General features: G+C 60.5%; 27 protein-coding genes and 1 tRNA gene. 16 read left to right on the top strand and 12 right to left on the bottom strand.

What is annotated here, in order from left to right:
- Window positions 1-43 precede the first annotated feature (43 nt).
- Genes ABC319_RS16890 through ABC319_RS16875 form a run of 4 tightly spaced genes read left to right on the top strand, consistent with a single transcriptional unit; the run spans window position 44 to window position 3,547 of the window.
- A complete protein-coding gene (locus ABC319_RS16890) occupies window positions 44-1,066 on the top strand; it encodes a diacylglycerol/lipid kinase family protein (RefSeq protein ID WP_413071340.1) in 1,023 nt (340 codons plus the stop codon).
- Window positions 1,063-1,953, top strand: coding sequence for a hypothetical protein (locus ABC319_RS16885; RefSeq protein ID WP_413071339.1), 891 nt, complete (start codon window positions 1,063-1,065; stop codon window positions 1,951-1,953). Before ABC319_RS16890 ends, ABC319_RS16885 begins: the two co-directional genes overlap by 4 nt.
- Window positions 1,950-2,702 carry a nucleotidyltransferase family protein gene (locus tag ABC319_RS16880; protein ID WP_413071338.1) on the top strand — a complete coding sequence of 251 codons (753 nt, stop codon included), beginning with the start codon at window positions 1,950-1,952 and terminating at the stop codon, window positions 2,700-2,702. Before ABC319_RS16885 ends, ABC319_RS16880 begins: the two co-directional genes overlap by 4 nt.
- Window positions 2,703-2,761: 59 nt before the next feature.
- On the top strand, window positions 2,762-3,547 hold the full coding sequence (locus ABC319_RS16875; protein ID WP_413071736.1) for a helix-turn-helix domain-containing protein: 786 nt from the start codon (window positions 2,762-2,764) through the stop codon (window positions 3,545-3,547).
- A gap of 28 nt (window positions 3,548-3,575) precedes the next feature.
- Here ABC319_RS16875 and zwf read toward each other — a convergent pair whose 3' ends face one another.
- Window positions 3,576-5,132, bottom strand: coding sequence for a glucose-6-phosphate dehydrogenase (gene zwf, locus ABC319_RS16870; RefSeq protein WP_413071337.1), 1,557 nt, complete (start codon window positions 5,130-5,132; stop codon window positions 3,576-3,578).
- A 71-nt stretch (window positions 5,133-5,203) separates the two neighbouring features.
- Window positions 5,204-5,584: a heat shock protein HspQ gene (gene hspQ, locus ABC319_RS16865; protein WP_413071336.1), complete on the bottom strand. Its 381-nt coding sequence runs from the start codon at window positions 5,582-5,584 to the stop codon at window positions 5,204-5,206.
- 126 nt (window positions 5,585-5,710) lie between these two features.
- Here hspQ and ABC319_RS16860 point away from each other — a divergent pair.
- Both ABC319_RS16860 and ABC319_RS16855 read left to right on the top strand, forming a co-directional pair.
- Window positions 5,711-5,800: transfer RNA gene (locus ABC319_RS16860), tRNA-Ser, on the top strand.
- A gap of 135 nt (window positions 5,801-5,935) precedes the next feature.
- Entirely contained in the window at window positions 5,936-6,685 is a 750-nt protein-coding gene (locus ABC319_RS16855; RefSeq protein WP_413071335.1) for an HNH endonuclease, read from the top strand.
- Window positions 6,686-6,853: 168 nt separating this feature from the next.
- Here the strand turns inward: ABC319_RS16855 and ABC319_RS16850 are convergent, their stop codons facing one another.
- Together ABC319_RS16850 and ABC319_RS16845 are read right to left on the bottom strand one after the other, a co-directional pair.
- The gene (locus ABC319_RS16850; RefSeq protein ID WP_413071334.1) at window positions 6,854-7,555 is read right to left on the bottom strand and encodes a DUF3226 domain-containing protein; all 702 of its coding nucleotides are present in this window, start codon (window positions 7,553-7,555) and stop codon (window positions 6,854-6,856) included.
- Entirely contained in the window at window positions 7,552-8,691 is a 1,140-nt protein-coding gene (locus tag ABC319_RS16845) for an AAA family ATPase (protein ID WP_413071333.1), read from the bottom strand. The genes ABC319_RS16850 and ABC319_RS16845 overlap by 4 nt, the downstream gene beginning before the upstream one ends.
- A 157-nt stretch (window positions 8,692-8,848) precedes the next feature.
- Between ABC319_RS16845 and ABC319_RS16840 the strand changes: the two genes are divergently transcribed.
- On the top strand, window positions 8,849-9,394 hold the full coding sequence (locus ABC319_RS16840) for a recombinase family protein (RefSeq protein WP_413071332.1): 546 nt from the start codon (window positions 8,849-8,851) through the stop codon (window positions 9,392-9,394).
- Window positions 9,395-9,461: 67 nt separating this feature from the next.
- Here the strand turns inward: ABC319_RS16840 and ABC319_RS16835 are convergent, their stop codons facing one another.
- The gene (locus ABC319_RS16835) at window positions 9,462-10,532 is read right to left on the bottom strand and encodes a type I restriction endonuclease (RefSeq protein WP_413071331.1); all 1,071 of its coding nucleotides are present in this window, start codon (window positions 10,530-10,532) and stop codon (window positions 9,462-9,464) included.
- Between the two features lie 485 nt (window positions 10,533-11,017).
- Between ABC319_RS16835 and ABC319_RS16830 the strand changes: the two genes are divergently transcribed.
- A complete protein-coding gene (locus ABC319_RS16830) occupies window positions 11,018-11,566 on the top strand; it encodes a hypothetical protein (protein WP_413071330.1) in 549 nt (182 codons plus the stop codon).
- Window positions 11,567-11,639: 73 nt separating this feature from the next.
- Here ABC319_RS16830 and ABC319_RS16825 read toward each other — a convergent pair.
- A protein-coding gene (locus ABC319_RS16825; RefSeq protein ID WP_413068384.1) for an IS3 family transposase occupies window positions 11,640-12,769 on the bottom strand; the annotation gives its coding sequence in 2 pieces (ribosomal slippage) (window positions 11,640-12,517 and window positions 12,517-12,769; 1,131 coding nt in all).
- 105 nt (window positions 12,770-12,874) lie between these two features.
- Here ABC319_RS16825 and ABC319_RS16820 point away from each other — a divergent pair.
- Window positions 12,875-13,237 carry a hypothetical protein gene (locus ABC319_RS16820; RefSeq protein WP_413071329.1) on the top strand — a complete coding sequence of 121 codons (363 nt, stop codon included), beginning with the start codon at window positions 12,875-12,877 and terminating at the stop codon, window positions 13,235-13,237.
- A 95-nt stretch (window positions 13,238-13,332) separates the two neighbouring features.
- Here ABC319_RS16820 and ABC319_RS16815 read toward each other — a convergent pair whose 3' ends face one another.
- Both ABC319_RS16815 and ABC319_RS16810 read right to left on the bottom strand, forming a co-directional pair.
- Window positions 13,333-13,752 (bottom strand): hypothetical protein, encoded by a 420-nt coding sequence (locus ABC319_RS16815; RefSeq protein WP_413071328.1) that lies wholly within the window; start codon window positions 13,750-13,752, stop codon window positions 13,333-13,335.
- Window positions 13,753-13,875: 123 nt separating this feature from the next.
- Window positions 13,876-14,061 carry a DUF6771 family protein gene (locus tag ABC319_RS16810; RefSeq protein ID WP_413071327.1) on the bottom strand — a complete coding sequence of 62 codons (186 nt, stop codon included), beginning with the start codon at window positions 14,059-14,061 and terminating at the stop codon, window positions 13,876-13,878.
- A 206-nt stretch (window positions 14,062-14,267) separates the two neighbouring features.
- Between ABC319_RS16810 and ABC319_RS16805 the strand changes: the two genes are divergently transcribed.
- Both ABC319_RS16805 and ABC319_RS16800 read left to right on the top strand, forming a co-directional pair.
- The gene (locus ABC319_RS16805; RefSeq protein WP_413071326.1) at window positions 14,268-15,107 is read left to right on the top strand and encodes a DUF4394 domain-containing protein; all 840 of its coding nucleotides are present in this window, start codon (window positions 14,268-14,270) and stop codon (window positions 15,105-15,107) included.
- Window positions 15,108-15,301: 194 nt separating this feature from the next.
- Window positions 15,302-15,889, top strand: coding sequence for a PEPxxWA-CTERM sorting domain-containing protein (locus tag ABC319_RS16800; protein ID WP_413071325.1), 588 nt, complete (start codon window positions 15,302-15,304; stop codon window positions 15,887-15,889).
- Between the two features lie 176 nt (window positions 15,890-16,065).
- Here the strand turns inward: ABC319_RS16800 and ABC319_RS16795 are convergent, their stop codons facing one another.
- The 4 genes from ABC319_RS16795 to ABC319_RS16780 all read right to left on the bottom strand — a co-directional run bounded on the left by ABC319_RS16795 (window position 16,066) and on the right by ABC319_RS16780 (window position 19,396).
- A complete protein-coding gene (locus tag ABC319_RS16795) occupies window positions 16,066-16,611 on the bottom strand; it encodes a Ros/MucR family transcriptional regulator (protein ID WP_413071735.1) in 546 nt (181 codons plus the stop codon).
- An 871-nt stretch (window positions 16,612-17,482) separates the two neighbouring features.
- Window positions 17,483-17,650, bottom strand: a complete 168-nt coding sequence (locus ABC319_RS16790) for a hypothetical protein (RefSeq protein WP_413071324.1) — start codon at window positions 17,648-17,650, stop codon at window positions 17,483-17,485.
- Window positions 17,651-17,906: 256 nt separating this feature from the next.
- Window positions 17,907-18,104, bottom strand: a complete 198-nt coding sequence (locus ABC319_RS16785) for an AlpA family phage regulatory protein (RefSeq protein WP_413071323.1) — start codon at window positions 18,102-18,104, stop codon at window positions 17,907-17,909.
- 104 nt (window positions 18,105-18,208) lie between these two features.
- Window positions 18,209-19,396: a tyrosine-type recombinase/integrase gene (locus ABC319_RS16780; RefSeq protein WP_413071322.1), complete on the bottom strand. Its 1,188-nt coding sequence runs from the start codon at window positions 19,394-19,396 to the stop codon at window positions 18,209-18,211.
- 430 nt (window positions 19,397-19,826) lie between these two features.
- Here ABC319_RS16780 and ABC319_RS16775 point away from each other — a divergent pair, with 430 nt between their 5' ends.
- The 5 genes from ABC319_RS16775 (at window position 19,827) to kdpA (ending at window position 24,016) form a co-directional block, all read left to right on the top strand.
- Window positions 19,827-20,693, top strand: a complete 867-nt coding sequence (locus ABC319_RS16775) for an alpha/beta hydrolase (RefSeq protein WP_413071321.1) — start codon at window positions 19,827-19,829, stop codon at window positions 20,691-20,693.
- Window positions 20,694-20,791: 98 nt separating this feature from the next.
- Entirely contained in the window at window positions 20,792-21,043 is a 252-nt protein-coding gene (locus ABC319_RS16770) for a hypothetical protein (RefSeq protein ID WP_413071320.1), read from the top strand.
- Window positions 21,044-21,223: 180 nt separating this feature from the next.
- Complete coding sequence (locus tag ABC319_RS16765; RefSeq protein ID WP_413071319.1) at window positions 21,224-22,096, top strand: TorF family putative porin; 873 nt, start codon at window positions 21,224-21,226, stop codon at window positions 22,094-22,096.
- Between the two features lie 113 nt (window positions 22,097-22,209).
- Window positions 22,210-22,299 carry a K(+)-transporting ATPase subunit F gene (kdpF, locus tag ABC319_RS16760; RefSeq protein ID WP_413071318.1) on the top strand — a complete coding sequence of 30 codons (90 nt, stop codon included), beginning with the start codon at window positions 22,210-22,212 and terminating at the stop codon, window positions 22,297-22,299.
- A gap of 13 nt (window positions 22,300-22,312) precedes the next feature.
- Window positions 22,313-24,016: a potassium-transporting ATPase subunit KdpA gene (gene kdpA, locus ABC319_RS16755; RefSeq protein WP_413071317.1), complete on the top strand. Its 1,704-nt coding sequence runs from the start codon at window positions 22,313-22,315 to the stop codon at window positions 24,014-24,016.
- The last annotated feature ends 11 nt before the right edge of the window (window positions 24,017-24,027 follow it).

The following is a 24,027-nucleotide window of genomic DNA, read 5'->3' as shown; positions in this document are numbered from 1 at the left end:
CGTCACAAATGTGTAGCGATTTGGACTTCCAGTCGGTAGCTCTATGTACGTGCACACCGCCCTGCCCGCCACGCGCCTGTCCTTCGCCGGGGTCGAGCCCGATGTGGTGGGGCGTATCAAGGCGGCACCCGCCCCTGCTGCCGTCGGCGCGCTGCGGATCGGCATCGTCTGCAATCCGCGCGCACACCGCAATCACGGCGCCGCCTATGCCGCGGGCGTGCCAGGGGCGGACAGCGTCCTGATCGCGGCGCCGCGAACGACCGAGGCGCTGGTCGAGACGCTGACCGGCTTTGCCGAGCGGGGCATCGACCTGCTGGTGATCGACGGCGGCGACGGCACGGTCCGCGACGTCCTGACCGCCGCAGGCCAGCTGTGGCGGCGCGACTGGCCGGCGATCGCGGTGATCCCGTCGGGCAAGACCAATGCGCTGGCGATCGATCTGGGCGTACCCGCCGGCTGGTCGCTGACCGACGCACTGGCTGCGATGGGTCATGGCCGCACCGTCGTGCGACGACCGGTGGAGATCGCGCGCGACGACGGGAGCATGCCGCTGCGCGGTTTCCTGTTCGGGACGGGCGCGTTCGTGAAGGCGACCGAACTGGCGCAGCACACGCACCGGGCGGGCGCCTTCAACGGCATCGCCGTGGGACTGGCGCTGGGCTGGGCGCTGATGCTGACGATATTCGGCAAGCGCAGCAATGCGTGGCGGGCGGGCGACCGGATGGACGTGCGCGTGCCCGGCGGCATGCTGGAACGCGAGCCGCTCTACCTGCTGCTCGCCTCGACACTGGCGCGACTGCCGGTCGGGCTGAAGCCGTTCGGCCCGGTGCGTCAGGGATTGAAGCTGCTGACCGTCGATGCGCCGCCGCGCTGGCTGCCGTTCACGGTGCCGGCGCTGCTCAGCGGGTCGCAGGCGGCGTGGCTGGACCGGGCCGGATTCCACCACCGCGACGTCGCCGCGTTCGAGGTCGCGCCGGCTGACGGGTTCATCCTGGACGGCGAGTTGTTCGCGGGCGGCGCGCTGACGGTGCGCCAGGGGCCGGTGCTCTCCTTCGTGGTGCCGTGAGCACGGCGCTCGACGCGTTTGTCGCGACCGCGCTGGCGACGCCGGTCGCCGCCGAAATCCACGGCATCGCCGCGACGCTGGCAGCGGGACCGGACGTGGCGGCGGTGCTGTTCTATGGATCGAACCTGCGCACCGGCGTGCTCGACGGCGTGCTCGACTTCTATGTGCTGACCGCGGGCCCGCCCGAGCGCGGGCTGTGGCCGCGGGTGGGGTACCGCGAGTTCGCACGGGCCGGCACGACGCTGCGCGCGAAGATCGCGACGATGCGGCTGGCGACGTTCCAGCGCGCAGCGCGGGGCGAACTGGTCGATACGACGATCTGGACCCGCTTCGTCCAGCCGGCGGCGCTGGTCTGGGCGCGGGACGAGGCGGCGCGGACGGCGGTGACCACGGCGATCGGCGGCGCTGCGGTCACCGCCGCGCGCTTCGCCGCCGTCCTGGGACCGGCGCGAGGCGAGCCCGCGGCGTTCTGGCGTGCGCTGTTCCGCCAGACCTATGCGGCGGAATTCCGCGTCGAGCAGTCCGGGCGCGAGGAGCAGATCCTGATCCACGGCGCCGGCCGCTACCAGGCGCTCCTGCCGCTGGCATGGAAGGCCGCCGGCATCGCCTTCGCGCGATCGGGCGACGACATGATCCCGGCGATCCCCGATGACGAGCGAAAGCGCTTGACGGCCGCATGGCAGCGGAGACGTCGATTGGGCCGGCCGCTGAACGTCGTGCGGCTGGTGCGCGCGGCATGGACGTTCGAGGGCGCCGGCGCCTATGGCGCGTGGAAGGTGGAGCGGCACACCGGCATTCCGGTGCCGTTGACGCCGTTCCGCGAGAAGCACCCGATCCTCGCCGCGCCCGGCGTGCTGCTGCGGGTGTGGCGCGCCCGCCGGGCATGACGCCGGCCGCGCTGATCCTGGCGGGATCGCGACCCGGTGCGCGCGACCCGGTCGCCGATTATGCCGGCGTGCCGCATAAGGCGCTGATCGAACTTGCGGGTGCCACCCTGCTCGCCCGGGTAGCCATGGCGCTGCGCGGCGCCGGCATCGACCGGATCGCGGTGTCCGCCGACCATCCGGCGGTCATCGCGGAGGCACAGCGATTGTCGCTGAGGGTGGTGGAGCCGGCTGCAGGCCCGAGCGGCAGTGTCGCCGCAGGTCTGGCCGCGCTCGGCGCACCGTTGCTGGTGACGACGGCCGACCATGCGCTGCTGCGCCCGGAGTGGGTGACGCGCTTCGTCGCCGACGTGCCGCCCGGCAGCGACGCCGCCGTCCTGCTCGCCCGCCGCGACGTGGTGGAGGCCGCCGCCCCCACTACGCGCCGTACCTGGCTGCGCTTTGCGGATGGGGACTGGTCGGGGTGCAACCTGTTCATGCTGGCGACCGACGATGCGGCACGCGCGATCGGCCTGTGGAGCCAGGTCGAGGCGAATCGCAAGCGACCCTGGCGGATCGTCCGTCGGCTGGGGCCGGGTCTGCTGGTGCGCTATCTGCTCGGCCGGCTTTCCCTGGCGGCGGCGCTGCGCCATCTCGGCGCCAAGGTGAATATCCGCGCGGTAGCGGTCGCGAGCCCGTTCGGGCTGGCCGCGGTGGATGTCGACAAACCCGCCGACCTCGATCTGGCGAGGACGATCGCCGCGGCGGGGTAGCAGCCGCGTTGCTCCACCGTCGCTATGGCGGCACCGGATGACGTGGCATAGTGCGCCCGATGCATGACGATCTACGCACGCTGACCGGCCGGGAAAAGGAGACGCTGCGGCTTCTGATCGGCGGCCACGATGCGAAATCGGCCGCCCGCCAGCTCGGCCTGTCGGGTCATACGGTCAACGAACGCCTGCGCGACGTCCGCCGCAAGCTTGGCGTGTCCAGCAGTCGCGAAGCGGCACGGCTGCTGATCGAGGGCGAGCGCCACGACCCCGATTCTTTGGGGGACACGCGGATCGGGGTGGCGGAAAACCACTCTGCCGTGCGCGAACGACGGCCGGCCGCCCGACCGCCCATGCGGATTTACCGGCTCGCCTGGTTTGGTGGAGGAATGCTCATCATGTCATTGATCGTCGTCGTCGCGCTGACACTGTCGTCCATCGCCGGTCGCGATCCCGTAGCCACATCGGTCATCGCGCCTGCACCGATGCCCGGCGCCGGCGCGAGGACGCCCGCCGCCAGCCTCGCCGCGGCGCAGGCCTGGCTCGGCCTGCTGGACGCCGGACGCTGGGAAGACAGCTGGAAGACGGCCGGCGCCCTCTTCCGGTCGCTGCTGGCCGCGGCGCAATGGCAGTCGACGATCGAACCGCTCCGTCGGCAACTGGGCGGCGTTTCCGGCCGCAGCATACAGGATGTCACCAGATCGAGCTCGCTGCCGGGCCTGCCTGCGGGCGATTACGAGGTGCTGCAATTCCGTACTTCGTTCGCGAACAAGCCGGATGCCGTCGAGACGGTGGCGCTCGCCCGCGTCCGCTCCGGCTGGCAGGTGATCGGCTACTTCATCAAGTAGCGGCGCGCCCGGCGGACGGACGCGCCGATCATTTCTTCATCGGCGCCGATACGTGCCAGGCATGCCCGTCACGGCGGATCAGCTCCTCCGCCCCCGGCGGGCCCATGCTGCCGGGATCGTACGGCTCCGGTGCGCCCTCACCCGCCCACAGGTCGAGGAAGGGTTGCACCGCGGCCCAGCCCGCCTCGATCCCGTCGGCGCGCTGGAACAGCGTCTGGTCGCCGACCAGCAGATCGTAGAGGAGCGATTCGTATCCGGTCAGGGTCGCGATGTCGAAGCGGTCGGCATAGCGGAAATCCAGACTGACCGGCACCGTATCGACCGTCAGCCCGGGACGCTTGATGACGATCTCCATGCTCAGTCCTTCATCGGGCTGCACCTGGATGACCATGCGGTTGGCGGGCGGCCGCTGATGCTCCTCGACGCCGCCGAACTGGGTGAAGGGCACCGGTTTGAAGGTGACGACGATCTCGGTATCGCGAGCGGTCATCACCTTGCCGGTACGCAGGTAGAACGGCACCCCGGCCCAGCGCCAGCTGTCGACCATCAGTTTCAGGGCGACGAACGTCTCCATGCGGCTGTCCGGCGCCACATCGGGCACCTCGGTATAGGCGGGGACCGGCTCCCCGTTCAGCGTGCCGGCGACGAACTGGCCGCGGACCCCGTTCCGTGCCGCCTCTTCGGGCGAGTAACGACGGACCGCGGCGAGCATCTTGCCCTTTTCGTTGCGGATCGCCTCGGCATCGAAGCTGTTGGGCGCTTCCATCGCCACCATCGCCAGCAGCTGGAACAAATGGTTCGGCACCATGTCGCGAAGAGCGCCGGTCGCGTCGTAGAACTTGCCGCGGGTGCCGATCCCCACCGTCTCGGCGGCAGTGATCTCGACCCGGTCGATAAAATGATTATTCCAGAGGCTCTCGACGATCGTATTGCCGAAGCGTGCGGCCATGATGTTCTGGACGGTTTCCTTCCCCAAGAAATGATCGATCCGGTACACCTGGCTTTCGTCCACACAGGCCAGGATCTGCGCGTTCAGCGCGCGCGCGCTCGCCAGGTCGTGGCCGAAGGGCTTCTCGATCGCGATCCGGCGAAACGCGTCGGGTGTCTCTTTCGTCAGGCCGTGCTGCGCGAGCTTCTCGACGATCGGACCGAAGAACGGCGATGGCGTCGCCAGATAGAAGGCCGCATTGCCGGTAGCGGCGGCCGCCAGCCGGGTGGCCAGTGCCTCGTAAACCTCGTCGCCGGTGAAATCGCCGCGCAGATAATGGATCCGTTCCGCCAGTTTGGCCCAGGCGGCTCCCTTGTCAATATCACCCTCCCCGCCCTTCTCCGCCTGGAAGCTGCCGATCCGCTCGCGCAGCATGGCGTCGTCACCCTCGTCGATGCCGATGCCGATGATGTCGAGCCTGTCGTCGACCATGCCGGCCCGCATCATGTTGATGAGGGCCGGCATCAGCAGCCGACGGGTAAGGTCGCCGGTGGCGCCGAAGATGACGATGGTGACCGCGGGCGCGGGCTTCACGCCGCCGGGCTCGTGCGGGCCCTTCAGGCTGGTTTCACGCTCGTCCATCGCCGGATGCCCCATCGTCTTGCTCCGCTGTTCAGCAGGCAAGACGCGGCGGCGGGCATGGACGTTCCCCGGCGCGACGATCGGCCCTAGTGGCGATGCTCCTGCCGCAAGCGGTATCGCCCATCGGCGAAGCCGGTGAACAGCCCCGAGATGGCGGGATGATCGACCGGTTCGTCGCTGTCGTCGGCGATCAGATTCTGTTGGCTGACATAGGCGACGTAGCTCGATTCGATGTTCTCGGCGAGCAGGTGATAGAAGGGCTGATCCTTGCGCGGGCGGATCGCCTCGGGAATCGCATCATACCATTCGTCGGTGTTGGCGAAGACCGGATCAACGTCGAAGATGACCCCGCGGAAATCGAACATGCGATGACGCACCACATCACCGATCGTGAAGCGCGCATGCGAGATCGGCGGCGCAACCGGTGCCACGGCGGCAGCGGTCGGAAGAGCATCTGGTTCGTGCATGACACCTATCTAGGCGCTGATTTTGTCCGCAACAAGGACAGGTGCTTGTGCCGCGTCACCGCTTGCGTTAGAGGCGCGCCCTCGACCGATCGGACGGGGCCCACAAGGCCCGGTATTGACCCTCGCGGAGAGGTGGCAGAGTGGTCGAATGTACCGCACTCGAAATGCGGCGTGCCCTCACGGGTACCGTGGGTTCGAATCCCACCCTCTCCGCCACTTACATCCTGTAAGTCACTGTAATTACCAGTGAAGCCGATGCGGCGTGATGGTGGCACCTACATCTCGCCCAACATTCCGATTTGCCTCGAAATTGCACTCCCCTGCCCTGCTCGTTGTGGCTAACCTCGGGCGATGTATAAGCCGTCACGCAACCCGGCATGGTCGAGAGACGAGCTAACTCTAGCGCTCGACCTTTACGTCAAGACAGGTGGAAACCCGACTGCGCAGGATGACGCGGCGTTAGAAGCGCTTTCGTCCATCTTGAATAAGATGCACCGGCTCAACGGTGGCACAGGGAGTGACACGCTTCGAAACCGTAACGGCGTTTACCTTAAGGTGATGAACTTCCGTTCGTCCGACCCGTCGTACCTCGACCAAGGCAAGGTCGGTATGCAGCGCGGAAACCGTCTAGAAGGCGTGCTGTGGGCAGAATACGACGGTCGGCTACCGGATCTAGCTAGAGACGCTGAAGCGATCAGGCAGGCCGTTTCAGGGGCCGATGAGGCGTTGTTGGCTAAGCTGCCGTTTGTCGAGCCCTACGAAGGCGAAGAGGGTGGCGTCATCATGAGCCTTCACAAGCGCTACGAACGCGACCCCAAACTCATTGCAGAAAAGCGGAAGGCGGCGGCGGGCAATTCAGCGTGTGAGGTATGCGGGTTTGACTTCAAGGCGACCTATGGCGAGCTTGGCGCGGGGTACATCGAGGTTCATCACACCAAGCCGGTACACACCCTCAAACCCGGCGCGAAGACGAAATTGTCAGACTTAGCCCTCCTATGTGCGAATTGCCATCGGATGGCACATCGGAGGGGTGCAGCACTGTCCCTATCTGCCCTGCGCACCGCAATAGGGCTATCGGGCGAAGGAAAACCCATGGCGTGACTTCAAGGAGGGTCGGCTTGCACGGGCTTTTTACAGACGAGCATAAAAGGCATTCTGCAAATGCCCCTTATGTCTCAAAATCATTGCGTGAGGTTCGCTTCAAGACCAATCGCCAAGCCCGCGTATACACCGGATTACCCACGTTTTCCCGCACCGATTACACAGGAATTACACGACCTCCGCCTCTTCAACTCCGGACAGTGAGAGCATCTGATTACAGATCTCGCGCAGTGCGTTCGCGATAGGACGGAAGGCTTCCGCTTCTATCTGGATGACCGGTGGACTGCGAAACACTGCGCTTGCCGCCCGACTTGGATCATTCTGGTGGGTTGCGGCGACAATGGCAGCGAAGTGTGCCTTACCCTGCTTTTCAGCATTCCATGTGCTAACCTTGCATGGGTCAGCGCCCAAGAAGCTTTGCACATTCTCAGCTATGCTCGGTATCCGCGCCGCTAGGTCTTGAAAGTATAAAGTCTCTAGACCGCCGGGCCTTCCATCGTGGGGGATCAGCAGCACTGCTATCGGCGGAGAGCCATTTTCCCCATCTGCTACAGTGCCGAGGGCTACTGGCTTGCTATAATCACCAGCAAGATCGATCTGTTGTAATATCGTCTTAAACGTCGAATTTGGATCATCGCAAGCATCGGCCGTGATGATAATGCCCTTAATGGCTTTAAAGCCGACCCGGTCTGCTCGAAGAGCGCTAAGCATGCTTCCATAGTTCGAAACGGAATATAAGCTTCCACTAGGAAATGGAACAGAAATTTGCAGGTCAGAAAGCCAGAAGTCAGAAAGCTTTTGGAAGAACTTCTTATCAGCCTCCCCTTCACATATCAATATGTAAGACGATCCTATTTTTTCCGGCTTCATCGGCGAACCTCAATTTGACCTCTGATTGCATTTGTGGCGTCTCGTCCGGTCGACAAATACAATTCTGTACGTCCAGTCTCTTGTGCTACTTGAATTAGACTGTAGCGATCAGGCTGAGTACCAAGTACCGAGGCAGCCGAATGCAGGCATTCTAAGCTATGAGTTGTGGCGAATACCTGAGTATGTGTAGTTTCAGTAAATAAGCTAATTGTCTCCCAAAGAAGTGGAAGCATTTCAAAGTAGATACCATTTTCTATTTCATCAATCAGGATGGCTCCACCGGCATGAACCTTCATAGCAATTAGTATGGATACAAACTTATTTATGCCTGATGAGACAGATGTAAGAGGTAGTTTTCTGTTTTGGCTCCTTAAACTCGCATACAGCTGTGGAACGCCCTGCATAGACTGAACGGTAATACCTGCTATATTTGGAAAGGCAGCACAGACTGTCTGTACGATATCATGCTCTTGATCATCAATGCTAAGGGAAGAAAACCAATTGGCAACCTGGTGAAAATTAACCGGCATGGTCGAAGAAATTATTTCTGATGGGTATCCAAGTTCCGGGCCTGGCTCAAAGACGAAACCTTGGTGCTGGTTCATGTATGCCGACAAACGGCTACTTTCACCGGCGAAATTAATCCTCTCCATGACAAAGGGATTGATCGACGAGGAGCTTACAATATTGCCGTTGGGCATAACGTTAGTAGGCACCGTCATAAAGGTACTTCGATCTATAAAAGCGCCTATCGCTGCATGTCGCCCCATTCCGTCAACTAGTTCGATAGAGATACGTTCGTGCGTATTGAAATCGTGGAAGAATGGTCGCCATGCTGATTCGAAGGCATCGCTGCTTGGCGGTTGAGGCATGGGAAGAAATCCGCCCCTATTGGCAGACGTGTTCCACAACGTAGAGGGAAGTCCGCTCATCCCCACGCGTATTGCTTCGAGGAGCGCAGTCTTGCCAGACGCACTCTTGCCAACTATTATGTTGATAGCATTTAGGTTACCCAACGTTGCTTCGCTAATACTTTTGTAGTTCTTAACTGATATGTATTTTAGCATCGAATGGCATCCGAAAGGCGATTGATTACGAGCTGATTGGAAGTAGCCTACAGGCTCCAGGGTCTGCACGCTATGCCTCTATGAAGGCGTCTAAGTTGCTGTGTCTCGCATGTATACCCAAGCGAGACGATGCAGTGAGACGCTATAGCTGTCTCAATAGCATTGACTCCCGTCCAATGAGACGTATGACTCGCCTCATCTAGAGTCTATTGAGACGGAGTCGGGTATGTTGGTCGGTTACGGTCGAGTGTCATCGTCGGGACAATCGCTAGCGATCCAGAACGAGGCTCTTTCGGCGGCGGGTTGCGAAAAGCTATTTGCCGAAAAGGAGTCCGGCACCAACACTGTCGGCCGGCAGGCGCTTGCCGATGCCCTCGACTTCATCCGCGAAGGCGACACCCTAATTGTGACCCGGATCGACAGGCTTGCTCGTTCTGTAGCAGACTTGGAGGCGATCGTTGCGAAGGTGAAGGCCAAAGGGGCCTTCCTTAAAGCGGTCGAACAACCAATCGATACGTCCACCGCCGCTGGAACGGCTTTCCTGCAAATGCTGGGTGTCTTTGCGCAGTTTGAGACGGCGATCAGGAAGGAGCGACAGGCAGAAGGCATCGCGAAGGCAAAGCAGGAAGGGCGGTATAAGGGGCGCAAACCCTCCGTCGATGTACAGCGGGTTCGCGCCCTTCGTGCAGAAGGTATCCGGCCAACGCAAATTGCCGCGGAATTGGGTATCGCCCGCGCTAGCGTTTATCGCGCGCTGGAACCCGCCCCGTAGGTGTTGGGCTCGGCTGTCGGTTGTCAAAAGCTCGACCTGTACCGTGATGGACCGGGCGGGGGCCAACCTATTTAATCGTATCGTCGAGCTCCCGAAGCCGGGCTTCGATGCTTTCCGAAAATTGATAGATATCGGTAAGGCTAGCGATTAGGTGGCGTTCCTCGTCCTTTCCGCTAAACGTACCAAGGTACTTCGTTGTAATGCCATTAAAGTGCATTCTGGCGATAGTTTTTCGATTATTATCATCTAGAAGAATGGCGCAATAGGATTTGGCGTCTCTGATAATTACGCGTTTCGGGTCAACAAGACGGGATGCTATTGCCTGGACAATGTGGAATCCAGATATCTCTTCTTGCGTGGTAACGATGCCATCATTATCGCTAGCTTCGGTAAGTTCGGCTTCTTGCTCTATCGCCTGCGGCGTTGCGGCATTGAGGGCCGATGAAAGTCGCTCGCTCACCAAGTCTCGGACGAGACTTGAAATAGAGTTCACAAGCATTTTTCCGAATGATTCTCTTACTGTCGCGGTAAGTCGGCCGTCATGAACACGCCGCGCCATTAGTTCGATGAATGCGTCTGATGGCTGTGCAAATTCCTGCTCTAACTCCTTACGAAGCAGTGATTGTACTTTGAGGTTACCGGCTTCTTGAACGATCTTTTCAATATCAAACGTGGACTTTGCAAACTTCTCCAACGTTTTTAGATCGTTAGGCTTGATAGCTTCCATCGTGAAGGTGAAAAACGGCTTTTCATCCATGATGTTCGGTTTTTCGACATCGGAAAAGAATTGATATGTCACCCCATTTGTTAACAGTGCGAGTCTAGCGTCTGTAGCGGTAAAATATCGAAACAATTGGGATGCGTGTTTTACATTTAGTTCGGCAGATGCTGGCTTGCATTCGATAAGAACATCAACCTTGCCGCCCTTGCAGATTGCATAATCGACCTTCTCACCCTTCTTTGTTCCAACATCGGCGGTGTATTCGGGGACAACCTCGGATGGATTAAAGACGTCGTATCCGAGGGCCTGTAAGAACGGCATGACCAGCGCGTTCTTGGCTGCTTCTTCGGTCAGCAAAACCTCGCGATGCTCAATCGTCCGCTTTTGCAGTTCGGACAGCCGCGTTGCCAAATCCATGATAATCCCCCTCTACGATATCGAGGAAGCTGCCGGGAAATCTGTGCGCTGACAAGCACCTGCGTCAAACAAGCGAGCCTGTGCGTCGTCCCGGGAGTGGTCAAGGATCGTCCTTGGAGCCTCACCGCCGATCAGCAGGCATCCATCAAGGCCGCAAGGGCAGAAGGTGCCTCTTTGGGCGTCCTAGCGGCTAAGTATGGCGTGTCGCGGGCTGCGATCCAGAGAGTTGAGAAGCGGGCGTAACAGCAGCGTCGATTGCCAAGCGCTCTCTACCCCGGCATCATACCTCCGCAGTTCGGCAAAATCCGGCTGTGGGGGCTGGTAATCCCCTCTGTCTACGTGGCCGGTCACAGCATTGTGGCCGGGCTGCGGGCGCGTATGTCCAAGGTTTCGGCCTAAAGGTGTCCGCGCCCTTGTCCACGTACAGGGATTACCAAGCCCGGCTCAACGCCGGGCGTGCCTCCTAACCAACGGGAGGCATCATTTTGACAATCGTTCGTTTTCGGCTTGCGGCCCTTATGCCGGTTGTGCTGTCCGCCTGCGCTACGCCGGTGACGCCACGCTATTCCGTCGGCACGGACAACGTGCTGGCTTTGAAGGCGATGAACACCAACGGCGTGTATGTCGGCGACATCGCCGAACCCGCCCAGGATGACGTAAAATGCCGTGGGATCGGCCGCGTTCGGATGCAGGACGATCTTACCCATGCCGCCTACATTCGCCGTGCCCTGGCCGATGAGTTGAAGGTTGCCGGAGCCTACGCCAGCCAACCCGCAAGGGTGACGATCACGGGCGAGTTAGCCAGCATCGACTCTAGTTCCGGCTTGGGGTCGAACAAGGGTCGCTGGTCGATGACGCTTAACCTGCGGTCGAGCAATGGCGCTACGATGACAGTCGCCAGCGACTACAATTTTCGATCGGGCTTCTCCGCGCCTGCTGCCTGCAATAACGTCGCACAGGCCTTTGTGCCTGCGATGCAGGATTTGATCGGCAAGGCAATTGCCTCGCCGGCTTTCGCCACTCTGGTGCGCTAAACGTGTCTCTTCGCTACACTGCTTTGGCGGCATTGGTGATGACCAGCTGACGTGCTCCCCAAAGCCCTACCAGTCATAACTGGAGTCCGGGGTTGGTATGGTGCCCCTCGGGGCGGTGTTGCACAACCCGCCTGGCAGCATCGGCGGGCGTCAGCCCGCCAACACCACTATGCGGCCGCACATGGTTGTAGTCGTCGCGCCAGAGCCGCAGCACCGAGCGGGCATGGCCGAGCGATACGAACAGCGTCTCGTTGAGGCATTCGTCGCGCAGACGACCGTTGAAGCTCTCGACGTAGCCGTTCTGCTGCGGCTTGCCCGGCGCGATGTAGTGCCACTCGAGAGGCCGTTCCTGCGTCCATCTCAGGATCGCCAGGCTGGTCAGCTCGGTGCCGTTATCGCTGACAATCATCAGCGGCGGTACGCCCCTGAGCGCGATGATGGCGTCGAGCTCACGAGCGACACGCGCGCCTGACAGCGAGGTGTCCGCCACCAGCGCGAGGCACTCGCGCGTGAAGTCGTCGACCACCGCCAGGATACGGATGCGCCGGCCGCTGATCAGCGTGTCGCTGACGAAGTCGAGGCTCCAGCGCTGGTTCGGTCCCTGTGGCAGCGTCATGGGTGCTCGGGTGCCTATCGCTCGCTTGCGGCCACGCCGACGCCTGACCCGCAGGTTCTCCTCGCGGTAAAGCCGCAGCAGCTTCTTGTGGTTCATGACCAGACCCTCGCGAGCCAGCATGATCCCCAGCCGCCGGTAGCCGAAGCGCCGACGTTCCGCCGCGATCTCGCGCAGCCGCGACCGAAGGTCGCCATCATCACTACGCCGGGGCGCGTAGCGCACCGACGTCCTGTCCACGCTGAAGATGGTACACGCCCGACGCTCGCTGATGCCGAACAACTGCCGAGCATGCTCGACAGCCTTCCGTTGAGCGGCGGGCTTTACCAGTTTTTTGCCGCGACTTCCTTCAGCACGGCATTGTCGAGCATGGCGTCGGCCAGCAGCCGTTTGAGCCGGCCGTTCTCCTCCTCGAGCACCTTCAGCTTGCGCGCCTGCGACACGTCCATGCCGCCATACTTGGCCTTCCACGCGTACAGCGTCGCGCTGCTGATCCCGTGCTTGCGACACACATCGGCGGTCTTCATCCCACCTTCCTGCTCGCGCAGCACCGCGATGATCTGCTCCTCGCTGAACCTGGTCTTCTTCACGTCCGTCTCCTCACGAAGGCGGACTCTAGCTCAAACTGGCAGAGTTTCAGGGGAGCACGTCACAGCCTCACCGGGTGCCAGAAGAAGCCTTCGATCGAGGATGGCTTGCGCGTACAAGCTATACAGGCGGTCAGCGACACGCTGATTGATCCACAATCTGCACAGTTTTCCGACTGGAAGTACTATCCGCTGCAAAAGGCGGCTTGCGGAAGGGTCAATGCGAAGAACAGGCTTGGCGGATACACCGGGAGAAGCTTTTTTGCCTTCAAAGCTGGCGAGCTAGAGCTAGCTGATGGCGACACACTATCAGAGCTAACGGTGCAAAACCGTTGCGCGCGTTTTGGCTTAGAAGAGTACAACATCGAACATGCCGCCGATCGCGCCGCAAGGAAGGAAAGGCAGGCGAAGAGGGCGGCAGAGCGTGCAGCGAAGGAGAAGGCCGAGGGCGGCGGCGTAGACGCAAAATAAGCCTCGTAGAGCGGTAGCCCAGCTTTGTGGCAGCATCCTACCTCCATCATCATCTTGGCGTCGGCTGGTGGGCGGCTGCCCGCTTAACGACGATGTTATTGCGGCGACGATGATGCTCGCTGCTTGATCGCCCATTCGTCGTCGCTGTCACGGATTTCTTGCGTATGTCCATTGGTCGATAGTTCGATCACCTTGCCCGCCTTCTTGTCGAATTTGCAGGTGAAATCGCGCGGTTCAATCCGGGTGCCGGCGGTGTCGGCAATCAGGCGGTCATAAGCGCGACGGACGAAGGTCGTTCGTTCGCCATCGCTGATCCGTGGTTCGCCTTTTGGCTTGATAGCGGCGCGGGGATCGCTGCGGAGCGGCTCCGGTAAACTACCTAGTTCCTGTGCGGCTAGGAGGGACTCGCACCGCGACACAGCTAGCGTCTCCGCTGCTTCGTCCCGGCAACCAACCGCGAACAAGCAGAGGGCCGCTGCTGCGGTTTGGATCGCTAGTGTTGCTGCAACCTTCATAACTTTGCCTCGCTTCGTCCGCCGCTTCCTATCGCGCTTAAGCCGCTAAGCCTTCATGCTGATTTTACCGGTGAAGCCGGTCGGACAGCGCCGTTAGCGAGGGCGCGATGGCGAAACTATCGGTCAGAGAGGAAGGGGAAGCTGACCCTCAACCACGTCGACGGGAGAGAAGAGCGAGCGGTACAGGTGCGATGCCAATTCTGCTTCACCATCCTCGCGCCGCTTATCCTGCGGCATCGATATAGCGATCTTCGCCCATGCCGGGGCGCTATCGAGAGCGAGGCGGATTGTGTCGGGGTCGATGAGCATGGTTCGAATCTCCTGATGCAGTCCTAGAACAAACACGGAACAAGGTTCAAGATCGGAAGCTGTTGAGGCTGTGCCGATGGTCTATGGGCATCGCCGGATGCCGACGACGGTTCATTTCTCGTTAACCGATGCGTCCAAACCTCATTTCTAACGTTCCTGTCATGTTGGTTAACCAACTGTCAGGGAGAATTCGTGTGAAGCTAGGGATGATGGCGTTTGCCACGGCTGGTTTGCTGGTTGCGCCGGCGGCACAAGCAGCGACAATCTTCGGAGTTGACGAGAATAACAACTTGGTAACGTTTGACTCATCAAACCCAATGTCATTTTCCTCTAGCACAAAGATCACTGGCTTGGAGAACAGTATCCAAGCCATAGATTTTCGGCCGCTTAATGGGTCATTGTATGGCCTTGGAGCCGATAAGGTTGTGTACACGATCAATACAACAACAGGTGTAGCTTCCGCCGTTGGGGCAGCCCTTGGCATCGAGGGCACGGAGTTTGCCTTTGATTTCAATCCAACTATTGATCGGCTTCGTATCGTCAGCAACACCAACCAGAACTACGTTTTCGACCCGAACACTGGTGGTCTGACCACGGCAACCTCGGTCTTTTATGCCGCTGGCGATGTTAATGCGGGCTTGAACGCGGACGTGACGGGTGGTGCATACACGTCGTCAACGTTCGGTGCGGTTGGCACATCGACGCAGCTTTATGGGATCGACACCGCTCTGGACGTGCTGGTTCGGCAAGCCAACAACACTGGCGTTCTCAACACGGTAGGCGGGACAGGGGTTGATCTGGGATCGCGGACCAGCTTCGACATAGCTGGCTCGGACGCTTTCGCGTTCAACGGTTCAACATTGTACCGTGTCGATCTTAACTCGGGCGCATTCTCGACGGTCGGCAATACCAGTCGCGCCCTTTTCGGCATCGCAATCAGCCCGGTTCCGGAAGCGTCAACTTGGGCGATGATGCTTGTGGGCTTCGGCATGGTTGCCGGTGCCGCTCGCTACCGTCGTCGCAGCATGACAACCACCTACGCCTGACTTACTCCCTTTCACAGGCGAAGCGGGGGCCGCCGGAGCGATCCGGCGGCCTTTGATGTTCTACAAAGCAGGACCTTTTTGGCTCGGTGGATCGCCAGCGAGTGCGACTAAATGCAAAAGGTAATGCGTCTTTACCTTTCGTTAACCGTGTCTTTGACCGGCGCGCAGCGTGCCTTCGGTTCAGGGAGACTACGATGAAAATGTTTTATCTAGCAGCGTGTGCTACTATCGCCCTTATCGCAAGCGGATCGGCGCAAGCTGCCCCTGTCGTGACAACGGTCAATGCGGACCTGTTATCCGCCCCTGTGACGGCGATGTTTCAAGGCGCAACGTTCACCTTTAGCGGCACGAACGACATTTTCGCGCCTCTCACCGTGCAGAGCAATAACACTGGTGCATTTTCGGCGTTTGGCGGATTCCTAGGCATTCCACTGGTACCGACGACTAGCTTCACCGACCGCGGAACGGTGACATACGGGCCCGAGTTTGGGCAGTTTGCATCGTTTACAACGCCGACGAACATCAACGCTACCAACGGCGACAATTTCATCGGTCTACGCGCTTTGGTTGGAAATGATTTCTTCTACGGGTATGCCTTTACAACCGGAAACCTGCTGAACAGCTACGCATTCGAGACAACAGCCAACACGGCAATTACAGCGTCTGCCGCAGTCGCGGCGGTTCCAGAAGCCTCGACGTGGGCGATGATGATGGTCGGCTTTGGACTTGTTGCGGGTGCCGCACGCTATCGTCGCCGCAGCACGAACGCTGCTATTGCCTGATCTTCGACAGCTTAGATAACTAGGGGCGTCAACGTAAGTTGACGCCCCTAATTGTTTGCCACAGAGCGGGTCTGTACAGCGCTTATGTATGCAAAGGCAACGGTTGTAGCGCAACTTCCGTATCGCGCTTCTACGACCCCTTAGCGGGCGATTACGAGGCTATTTAGCCATCGCCCTCACCCAAGATGATCCTGCGCTGCCTTCTTTGCCAAACCTAACGTCTTTCGCGCCCGCTTGGCTACAGCCTTTACCGGCTCTGCTGCTGCCTCGACCAAATCAGCGGCAGCCTCCTTTACCTTCTCGCCGGGCTTGCGGCCTAAGCCGATCTTCTTCGCCATATTGGAGCGCATAGACGCGTAATTGCGGGCAACCATCGGGTAGTCAGCCTTAAGCCCGTAGCGCTCTCTGTACTCTGCCGCTGTCAGCCCGTGGCCCTTCAAGTGACGCTTCAACGTCTTGTATTTTTTGCCATCGATCATGCTGATGATGAAGTCGGGATCAGCCAGCGACTTACGGGCGGTCACTGCTGGTGCGTATGCTTGCTCCGGTACAGGTGCCGTGTCCGTCGTCGCCGTCCCTGCCGCTAAGCCCTCTACCGTCGAATGCATCTGCCGAAAGAAAGCCGGTACATCGTCTGCACTGACCCGGTTATGCGGATTACCAAGCCACGCCATGGTAAGCTCGGTCGCCAAGAAGACGGACTTAGGATCGTTCAACGATATGCTCCTGCCACAAGCCAATATGCTCTGTTTGCGGTATAAGCGGAGACAGGGTCCTTGAACAAGGTCGATGTCCTAGGCCGTCTAATCAGGATTGGCACCTTTGCTTTCTCTCACTAGAAGCCGATTATAGGTAGCCTCACACTAGCGAATACAAGTTTAGGTATATTTAAGCTGGTTAAGGAAAAACGTTAAAAGCAGCGTTAAGATCGCAGCAGCGATTAAGTGCTTTAAACAGATACGTGTTGGATAAGTATCTAATAGCGGGTGTGAATGTGTCAGAACCTGGTTGTTCAAGAACTTGATACACGGCTGTCGCAAACTTTCCGTATGCTCACCTTCCACACATCCGCGGCCTTGCGTTTAGCGCTTCATTGCGCTACAATGCTACGTATTGGACGATGCTTACCTTGGCTGGACCGTCCCTAAACCATCCAAGCCGAATGCTCCCGGTTGAGCTATAAGCGACCGATCAGCAGCATCGATAGCCACCTTGCTTGTTAAGCCCTGACCGGGCGATGGCGGCAGACCTACGATGCGAATGATGATCACCGTAAACCCCGTCGCGGTGGCGGGTTGTATATCTTGGGGAACTATAAGCCGAAAGGCAGACTCCGACCCCCCGGCGAGTAGGAATTGCTCAATGGGATAACTCAAACATTACACGGCTGATAACAGCTTCCTAGTGAGCGCACTAGGCATCACCGGGACTGACCTCCCATCAATCTTTCAAGGATTGATTAAACGGTATTTGAGCTATGTTGATAGACGTAAAAAGGATTCTAGGTGTAACTTCCGCGTAAGCTGATATTAGATATATAAACTCTCACAGGTTATTTCTAACATCATCACCGTCGCGGAGGTGGAGGTTTGCCTATAACAAACCATCCTCCTCAATCGCGAAGCGAAGCAACTCAACCTCACTTATCATATTGATAAGCGCACGATTCAGTCCATCTAAGCTATCACCGAAATCCTTGCGGATTTTGTGTGCATAGTGTTCTATGTCTTCCAGCTTTCCAATAGCCATAGCCTTGTCCATTTTAGCCCCTTTTAACGGAAGATCGCAATCGGCTGCTCATGAGAGATTGCGATGTAATTTTCCCCGCTTACGATAAGTGTAAAGCTTCTTTTGCGTAGTTCATCACGCATAACGTCCGTCGTCATGTACGCCGGTATGTTCGAGCGCAGCCGACGCGCAATGCCAGTTGCCTTTGTACCCCGACAAGCTAGCAAACGATCGATCCACTGCGCCGGTGTAAGACGCCGAACGCGACGCTTCCGCAGCGAGCCAGTCATTAGCGCTTCCTCCAATCAGAAATATGCCACTCAATCGGATTAACCGCCCAAAGTTTTACCTCTTCCTCAAACCAGCGCACGGCTCTCTTTCCATAGCGCTGCTGGCGCGGAAAGCGACAGACCTTGATCTGGCTGTAGATGTGCGACCGGCTAAAACCAGTCATGAACATGACGTCTTTGATTCCAATCAACTTCATGTGTGTATCTCCGTGTCGGAAGTGACGGATACGCACATAGCAGGCCTTTCATGACAGCGCAAATTGCCGTAGTCCTACGCTATACTTTCAAAGCAACAAAACCTTTACTTGTTACTATGCGTAAAAACAGCCCATTCCTCCATGAGAATGCGCCGCTTCTCGAAAAGGTCGGATCGCGCATAAGCTGCTTCCGCCTTGTCTTTGATGACGTGGGCCAAAGCGAACTCGACTACCTCTCGCGGATGTGCGGTCGCCTCCCCCGCCCAATCTCGGAACGACGATCGGAAGCCGTGCGGCACTGCCGCGATGCCTAGCTCCTTCATCAGCTTGGACAGCGTCATGTCCGATAAGGGCTTGCCCTCTTTGGTGCCCGGAAACACAAGGTCATCGCCTTCTCGCTTTAGCGTCTCCGCTTCATTCAATATCGCAAGGCAACGTGGTGACAGCGGCACCCTATGCGGCTTCTTCGCCTTCATGCGGGTAGCGGGGATGGTCCATACCCCCTTGGCAAGGTCGAACTCACCCCATGATGCTCCGCGCGCTTCTCCTGATCGGGTTGCTGTCAGCACAAGAAATTCGAAAGCCAGTCTCGTCGCCATCCCCGCATCGCTGGCGTGTACCTTGGCTATCGCATTGCCGACCTGATCGTAGGGCAACGCCTTTCGATGCTCGACCTTGGAACGGTCGTGCTTAGGCAATGCCTTCGGGCTAACCTTCGCCGGATTATCGGTTCGCCATCCTTGCGCCATCGCCCATTCAAGGACTGTACTAATTCGCTGCTTGATGCGGCGTGCGGTTTCGGCGCGGGTGTTCCAGATCGGCGACAAAACCGACAGCACGTCCGCGCTATCCAGCGTGTCGATCCGCTTCTGCCCTATCAGTGGGAAAGCGTAGGTTGTGAGGGTCTTCAACCACTGCTGGCCGTGCTTTTCATTACGCCAATGAGGCTTCGAAAGTTCATGATACCGCTTCGCCGCTTCCTCGAACGACAAGACGCCCATAGAGCGCCGCTTAGCCGCTAGTGGGTCATCCCCTGCCCTTGCCGCCTTTCGATGCTGTAGGGCCTGTTCACGGGCTTCTGCGAGCGACACCAAGGCCGCAGAGCCAAGGCCGATGTCCTTGCGCTTACCGTGAATCACTAGGCGCTGTATCCAACGCTTCGCGCCGTTGCCGTCCACCTTCAAGTGGAGGCAATTGCCGTCAGCATAGAAGCCCGGTTCTTTGACCGTGCGTACAAAAGCGGCGCTCAGCCGCTTCTCTTCGTGTCTGCCCTTGGGCTTGATCCCTGCCATGGCGCCCTACATAGCGCCCAACAAAGTAAATCGGAATATGTCGAACCATGACGGACTGTCGCGGACAGCCGAAATAATAAGTATCAGATTAAATGGCGCTTTTAGATCATTTCGGACGACGGCGGACTCTTGAAGAGCAGACACCCTCTCCGCCAATACTTCTTCTCGGTTGCAGTCGGTTCCCACTATTTTGAACCTCGGTTGGTCAGGGTAGCGGAACGAACTCGTGCTTGTGCCCGACCGAAGCGGAAGCTCAGCCCCGGCACCTTCCCTAGGCAGTTGATGCATCGCTGCAGAAGGCACGACCAAGGTCGCTATATCCTCTTCGCTCCGCCAGCATCAGTATCGCGGGCGATGTACGCCCGGGTGCGTCGCGATGCACCGGCCGCCGGCCGGTGCCGATGGACGTACACGAAGGAGTATTTGCCACGTGCGAAGCCCGCGCCGCCTCGTTTTGCTCCTTCTTGCCCTGGCAAGTCCCGCGGTCGCGGCGCCGGATGCGGACGGCCCGGCCATCCCGATCTGGCCCGACGGTGCACCCGGTTCACAAGGGCACGCGACAGAGCAGGAACAGCTCGAGGCCGGTGCCTATGTGCATAATGTCCACCGGCCATCGCTGACCGTTTCTCGCCCCGATCCCGTGCGAGCCAACGGAGCCGCCATCGTCATCATCCCCGGTGGCGGCCATCGCATGCTGGTGTTCCAGAACGAGGGCATGGTTCCGGCCCGCGCGCTGAACCGCTACGGCATCACGAGCTTCGTGCTGAAATACCGGCTCGCCAGGGAACCCGGCTCTACCTACACGATCGAGGGGGACGCCGCAGCAGATGCCCGGCGGGCCATCCGCTGGGTCCGCGCCCATGCGAAGGATTATGGGATCGACCCCCGCCGGATCGGCGTCATGGGCTTCTCCGCCGGGGGCGAGCTGGTGTCGCTGGTGGCGGACAATCCGGCGCCTCCCTCTCCACCGCCGGCCGATGCCATCGACCGCGTCAGTTCGCGGCCGGATTTCCAGGTTCTCGTCTATCCCGGACCTCTCGGGACACCTGCAAGGTCGGTAGCAGGTGCGCCCCCCGCCTTCATCGCAGCCGGCAGCCTCGATCGCTGTTGCGCGCCGCCGGCACTCGCCCTCTATAGCCAGCTCCGCGATGCAGGTGTGTCTGCGGAACTCCACATGTTCGCCAGTACGGACCATGGCTTCAACCTGGCCATGCACAACGACCGGATCTCCATCCAGCACTGGCCAGATCGCCTCGCCGACTGGCTGAGTGACGAAGGCTGGCTGAGCGCCCGGTGATGATCGGACTGGTTGCGGGCAAGGATCTTGCCGGCGCCTCACGCTCCGCTTTCACGCGGCGATGGACGAATGAACGCGTGCGCGCCTAAACTGGTCCGATGGCAGCGTTCGACGATTCCGCAGATCCTGAACTCGGTGCGGCGTGCAACCGTCTCGCGACATGGGTCGAGCCGCTTCCAGAAGGCGCGCTGATCGACGCGGCATCGGGGCTGACCGAGGGCGACCTGGCGTTGATCCTGCGTCATCTTTACACGACGCGGCGGGGCACTGCTGAAACGGTGCCGGCAGCGTACGACGCCGTCCCGCGCGACGCCCGCCCGTCGGTGCCGATCACCGCCCGGGATCGATAGGCGGCGTCGACCGCGCTGCCGCATCGGAAAACCGGCGTGAGGCAGGATAAATCCGCCGGCTATACGCGCGCTATATGCGTTTTCCCGGAATCGATCTCGAATTGCTACGCGGCATGCGCCTAATCGCACATCCCTGAAGGCGCCGTCGCGGGACGGTCGCCACGCCGAAGGGGTGCGATAATGAAATTCCGTCATGCGGCTGCGGCCATGACGTTGCTGGCGGTACCGGCGACCGCGCCGGCGCAGTCGGCGCCCGTCGACGGGACGGTTCCCGCTCCCCCATCCTCCCCCGCGCTGACGGTAAGTGGATCTGCGACGATCGCATCCGATTACCGGTTTCGCGGCGTCTCGCAATCCGACCGGGAGATGGCCGTGCAGGGCGGCATCACCGTCACGCACGACAGCGGCTTCTATGCCGGCGCGTGGGGCTCGAACCTGGCCGGCTGGGGCACGTTCGGCGGCGCCAACATGGAGCTCGACCTGATCGGCGGCTACAAGGCGGCACTGTCCGACGATGCGACGCTGGACGTCGGCCTGACTTGGTACATGTACCCGGGCGGTGCCGACGAGACCGACTTCGCCGAACCCTATGTGAAGCTGACCGGCACCGCCGGCCCGGCGACCCTGACCGCAGGTGCAGCCTATGCGCCTCCGCAACAGGCGATCGGCAAATGGTATCAAACCGGCGCAGACGCCGCAGCCGGCGTGTACAACGATCCGGGCGCCAAGGACGACAATCTCTACCTGTGGGGCGACGGCGCGGTGGCCATCGGCGGCACGCCGTTCACGGCGAAGGCGCATGTCGGCCATAGCCGGGGCCAGGACGGGCTGGGGCCGAACGCAACCGCGGTCGCGCCGACCGGCTCCTATTGGGATTGGTCGCTGGGTGCCGACGCCACCTACCGAAATCTGACGATCAACGTCAGCTACGTCGACACCGACATCTCGAACCGGGAGGCCGATTACCTCCGCCCCAGCTTCAGCAAGGGTCAGGACGGCACCGGCAACATCGCCGGCGGCACCGTCGTGATCGCGCTGACGGCTGCCTTCTGATCCTTCGAAAGGACACCCGATGCAGGACTTGCTCTGGATCGCGATCATGGCCGGACTGGTGGCGCTCACGCTCGCCTATGTCCGCCTGTGCGACAACGCCTGAGGAGATGGCGATGAACCTCGACCTTTGGCTGGCGGCGCTCACCGCGCTCGGCCTCCTCGTCTACCTGGTGGCGGTCCTGCTCCGCCCCGAACGCTTCTGAGGGAGGAGGCGCCATGACAATCCAGGGCTGGTTCCTGATCCTGATCTTCACGGGCCTCCTGCTCGCACTGGCCAAGCCGGTCGGACTGTGGCTGTTCGCGCTGTACGAGGGGCGGCGCACGCCGCTCCACCTCGTGCTCGGCCCGGTCGAACGCGGCTTCTACAGGCTCGCCGGCATCGACCCTGCCGAGGAACAGGGCTGGCGCCGCTATGCGGTGCACATGCTGCTGTTCAACGCAATGCTGATGGCGTTCACCTATGCGGTGTTGCGCCTGCAGGGCGTCTTGCCGGGCAATCCGCAGGGCTTGCCCGCGGTCGGCGAGCATCTGTCGTTCAACACCGCGATCAGCTTCACGACCAACACCAACTGGCAGAGCTATGGCGGCGAAAGCACCATGTCGAACCTCAGCCAGATGCTGGGGCTGACGATCCACAACTTCCTGTCGGCCGCGACCGGCATCGCGCTGGCATTCGCCCTGTTCCGGGGGTTTGCCCGGCGCGAGGCGAAGGCGATCGGCAATTTCTGGACCGACATGACCCGGATCACACTCTATCTGCTGCTCCCGCTCTGCGTTGCGCTCACGATCTTCTACATCGCGAGCGGCGTGCCGCAGACGCTGGCCGGCGTCGTCGACCTGCGGACGATGGAAGGCGCGCGCCAGTCGATCCTCCTCGGGCCGGTCGCGAGCCAGGAAGCGATCAAGATGCTCGGTACGAACGGGGGCGGCTTCTTCAATGCCAACAGCGCCCACCCGTTCGAGAACCCGACCGCGCTGACGAACTTCATCCAGATGCTGTCGATCTTCGTGATCGGCGTCGGCCTGACCTGGTGCTTCGGCAAGGCGGTCGGCAACACGCGGCAGGGTTGGGCGATCCTGTCGGCGATGACGATCCTGTTCCTCGCCGGCACGACCGTCACCTATTGGCAGGAAGCGGCCGGCAATCCGGTGCTGCACACCCTCGGCGTCGCAGGCGGCAACATGGAGGGCAAGGAGGTGCGTTTCGGCATCGCCGCGTCCGCGCTGTTCGCGGTCGTCACCACTGCCGCTTCGTGCGGCGCGGTCAACGCCATGCACGACAGCTTCACCGCCCTCGGTGGTCTCATCCCGCTGTTCAACATGCAGCTGGGCGAGGTCGTGATCGGCGGCGTGGGCGCGGGTGTCTATGGCTTCCTGCTCTTCGCCATTCTCGCGGTGTTCGTCGCCGGACTGATGGTCGGCCGCACGCCCGAATATGTCGGCAAGAAGATCGAGGCGCGCGAGGTGAAGCTGGCGGTGCTCGCCATCGCCGTGCTGCCGCTCGTCATCCTGGGGCTGGCCGCGCTGTCGTCGGTACTCGAACAGGGCCTTGCCGGCCCCCTCAACAAGGGTCCGCACGGGTTCAGCGAGATCCTCTACGCCTTCACCAGCGCCGTCGCGAACAACGGCTCGGCGTTCGCGGGGCTGACCGCCAACACGCCCTATTACAACGGGCTGCTGGGCGTCGCGATGTGGATCGGCCGCTTCTTCGTCATCGTACCCATGCTGGCGATCGCCGGCAGCCTGGCGGCGAAGAAGTACACGCCGGAAAGTGCGGGCTCGTTCCCCACCACCGGCGGGCTGTGGGTGGGATTGCTGGTCGGCATCATCCTGATCCTGGGCGGCCTCACCTTCCTGCCGAGCCTCGCGCTCGGTCCCATCGCCGATCATCTTTCGATGATCCGCGGCCAGCTGTTCTGATCGGGATCCAT

Origin of the sequence: Sphingomonas phoenicis, from assembly GCF_047238005.1 — a bacterium.
In the GTDB taxonomy this organism is placed as follows: domain Bacteria; phylum Pseudomonadota; class Alphaproteobacteria; order Sphingomonadales; family Sphingomonadaceae; genus Sphingomonas.
This window is presented reverse-complemented; position numbering and strand designations above follow the sequence as displayed.